Origin of the sequence: Mesorhizobium sp. M3A.F.Ca.ET.175.01.1.1 (assembly GCF_004791945.1) — a bacterium.
GTDB lineage: Bacteria > Pseudomonadota > Alphaproteobacteria > Rhizobiales > Rhizobiaceae > Mesorhizobium.
Window position 1 is genome coordinate 1 of the sequence record NZ_SRTP01000392.1, and the last position, 287, is coordinate 287.

Annotated in this window: 1 pseudogene; it reads right to left on the bottom strand. The window is 59.9% G+C overall.

The annotated features are described in order from the left end of the window. Positions 1-287 (bottom strand): annotated as a pseudogene (locus tag EN818_RS32120) (two-component sensor histidine kinase); the annotation flags it as partial.

Genomic DNA, 287 nt, shown 5'->3' on the forward strand with positions numbered 1-287 from the left:
CCGGCGAGAAATAGTTCTCGATGGCGCGCTGGGCGGTTTGAGGGAAGTAGACCTTGCCTTCATGCAGCCGCTGGATCAGGTCGTTGGGGGTGAGGTCGATGACCTCGATATCGTCGGCCTCGTCGATGATGGAATCGGGAACGGTCTCGCGCACCCGGACGCGGGTGATCTGCGCCACGACATCGTTCAGGCTTTCGACATGCTGGATGTTGAGCGTGGTATAGACGTCGATGCCATGCGTCAGGATTTCCTGCACATCGAGGTAGCGCTTCGGGTGTCTGCTGCCG